Genomic DNA, 2,805 nt, shown 5'->3' with positions numbered 1-2,805 from the left:
ACGCGCTCGACTATATGAACGAGAAATATCCCGAAGGCGCCTGATCTCTCGACTTCGCTCGAGATGAGCGAGTTCCAGAGGAGGCAGTTCAGCCCCGCTTCAGCTTTCGGCGGCGAAACGAGGCGGGCTCGCGGCGAACGCCTCCGATCCTGTCTTGCGTCCTGCCACAATCGTGGCATGCTACAAACGTAGCAAGGTGAGAAACATGATCGATTCGTTGCCGCGCCGCGAGCGCGAGATTTTCGAAATCCTGTGCAGCGCCGGGGAGGCGACCGCCGCGGACGTGCGCGAGGCGATGGCCGATCCGCCGAGCTATTCGGCGGTGAGAACCTTGCTGTCCCGGCTGGAGGCGCGCGGGCTGGTCAAGCACCGCACCCAGGACCTCGCTTATATCTACAAGAGCGTGCCGCAGGCCTCGAAGGTCCGCGAATCGGCGCTCAAGAGCATGGTGAAGACCTTCTTCGATGGATCGGCCGCGAACGCCGCGACCGCCTTGCTCGGCCTGACCAAGAGCCTGTCGGCAGAGGAAGCGGCGGCGCTCAGGCGCGCGATCGACGAAGCGAAAACATCGGACCGGGAGGAGCGGGCATGACGACCCTCGAATTCTTCGCCGAAATGGGCTGGAAATCGGCCCTGATCGCCGCCGCCGCATTGGGCTTCGCCGCGATCCTGCGCTCGCGCGCCGCGTCCGATCGGGCGCTGGTGCTGCGCATCGGCGTCGCGATGCTGCTGCTGCTGCCGCTGATCGCGCCGGCGCTGCCGGCGCTGGAGATCGTCGCTTTCGCCGCACCGGAAGCGCCGCCGCCGATCGTGCTGACGCCCGAATTGATCGCCGAGCTGGCGCGCGAGGCCCCGGCGCTGGCGCCGACCGCTCCCGAGCCGACCATCTGGGACGACCCGACCCCGCTCGTCCTGATCGCCTATCTCGCCGGCCTCATGATGATCGGCGCGCGGTTGTTCGGCGGCCTCGTCCTGCTCCGTCGCTGGACCCGTGCCGCCAGGCCGGTGACCTGCCCCGAATGGCTGGCCGCGTTCGAGGAAGCGCGCTGGGCGGCGTCCAACGCCGAGGACGTGCGGCTGCTCGTCTCCGACCGGATCGGCTCGCCGCTCAGTTGGGGATGGCGGCGGCCGGCGATCCTGATCGATCCCGACACGCTCGATCAACCGCAGGACGCGGCCGGCATCCTGGCGCACGAAATGGCGCATATCGCCCGGCGCGACTGGCCGGTGCTGATCGCGGCGCGGCTGGTGGCGACCCTGTTCTGGTTCAACCCGATCGTCTGGCTGCTGGAGCGCGAGGTCGTCCAGCAGGCGGAGGAGGCGGCCGATCTCGCCGCCGCCGAGCGGATCGAGCCGGCCCGCTATGCCGAGACCTTGCTGAGCTGGGCGCAGGCCAATGGCGCGCTGCCGGCGAACAGCATCGCCACCCAGGGCAGCGCGCTCGGCCGGCGAGTGCGCGCGATCCTCGACCGTCGCAGCCGCGAACGGCCGGCGGGCTCCGCCTGGACGGCGTTCGCGATCCTCGCCTGTCTGATGGTCGCCGCGCCGGTGGCCGCGGCGAAGCTGGTCGCGGCGGTCCGCGCGCCGGAAGCGCCACAGGCGCCGCTGGCGCCGGCCGCGCCCGCCGCATTGCAGACGCCGGACGTCCCCGAAGCGCCGGAGGCCCCCGAGGCCTCCGAGGCTCCCGAGCCGCCGGAAACGCCGGACATGCCGGATATCGACATCGACGTGGATGTCGGGCCCGAGGCGAGGGCGGCGGCGCGCGAGGCGATCGCGGCGGTGCGCGCCCAGATCCCGCAGATCGTCGCTTCGGCGCGGGCGGCGGTGAATGCCCGCGACGTGCAGGAAGCGCTGCGCGAGGCCGAGATCGAGATGCGCGAGGCCGGCCGGCTGAGCCGGACCGAGATCGCCGCGGCGATGCGCAGCGCGCGGATTGCCCTCGCCGATGCGAACGCGCAGGTGCGGGTGGTATCGCGGGTCCAGATCAACGCCGCGATGCAGCGCGCCCGCGAGGCGCAGCGCGAGGCCTGGCGCGCCCAGGTGGAGGCGCAGCGCCACGTCCGCACTTCGATGCGGCATGGGGCCGACGGGATGGAGCGGGGCGCCGACGGCATGGAGCGGGGTGCCGACCGGATGGAGCAGACCGCGCACCGGCTCGCGACCGACCCGGCCTATCGCGAGCGGCAGATCGCCCGTGCCCGCGAGCGCGGCGAGACGGTCACCCACGAACAGCTGATCGACGCGGCCGAGGACATGCGCGAAGGCGCGCAGGGCATGCGCGAGGGCGCGCGCGGGATGCGCGAAGGCGCCCGGCGGATGCGCGAGGGCCGCGACTAGGCCCACCTCGCAAGTGTGGCTGGCGAGATGGCGGGCGCTTCGGCGTCCGCCATTTTCGTTGGATTGCCCGAAATACTCACGTCACTCCCGCGAAAGCGGGAGTCCCGCTTCCTTTTCTACTCCGATCGTAGGAAGAAGAAGCTGGATTCCCGCTTTCGCGGGAATGACGGATGGGGACGTCATGCGCGCTATCTTTGGATTCCTGCTTGGCTTTCTCCTGGCGGTTCCCGCCGCGGCGCAGGACGCGCCGCATCAGCGGCAGGCGCGGGCGATCTACGAGCGGCTGATCTCCTTCCGCAGCGCCGCCGGCCAGGGACAGGTGCCGGCGATGGCCGCCTACATCGCCGAGACGCTGCGCGCCGGCGGGGTGCCGGCGGAGAATATCGTCACCCTGCCGCGCGGCGAGACGGTGGCGCTGCTGGTGCGGATTCCCGGCGCCGATGCGCGCGCCCGGCCGATGCCGCGGCC

Annotated in this window: 2 protein-coding genes and 1 pseudogene; all 3 read left to right on the top strand. The window is 71.2% G+C overall.

Annotated elements, in window-relative coordinates; genetic code table 11:
* Positions 1 to 205 precede the first annotated feature (205 nt).
* Positions 206 to 592: a BlaI/MecI/CopY family transcriptional regulator gene (locus tag ACT4N3_RS07790; protein ID WP_444854649.1), complete on the top strand. Its 387-nt coding sequence runs from the start codon at positions 206 to 208 to the stop codon at positions 590 to 592.
* Positions 589 to 2,337 carry a M56 family metallopeptidase gene (locus tag ACT4N3_RS07785; protein WP_444854648.1) on the top strand — a complete coding sequence of 583 codons (1,749 nt, stop codon included), beginning with the start codon at positions 589 to 591 and terminating at the stop codon, positions 2,335 to 2,337. The genes ACT4N3_RS07790 and ACT4N3_RS07785 overlap by 4 nt, the downstream gene beginning before the upstream one ends.
* Before the next feature lie 181 nt (positions 2,338 to 2,518).
* Positions 2,519 to 2,805: pseudogene (locus tag ACT4N3_RS07780) on the top strand (hypothetical protein); the annotation flags it as partial.

Origin of the sequence: Sphingosinicella sp. (genome assembly GCF_052388015.1) — a bacterium.
In the GTDB taxonomy this organism is placed as follows: Bacteria; Pseudomonadota; Alphaproteobacteria; order Sphingomonadales; family Sphingomonadaceae; genus Allosphingosinicella.
Note: the sequence above shows the minus strand (reverse complement) of the source record. Positions and strands in the feature narration are given on the sequence as shown.

Bases quoted from the DNA above. Each gene is read 5' to 3' on its own strand.
- ACT4N3_RS07790 (WP_444854649.1), top strand. From the start codon at position 206: ATGATCGATTCGTTGCCGCGCCGCGAGCGCGAGATTTTCGAAATCCTG.
- ACT4N3_RS07785 (WP_444854648.1), top strand. From the start codon at position 589: ATGACGACCCTCGAATTCTTCGCCGAAATGGGCTGGAAATCGGCCCTG.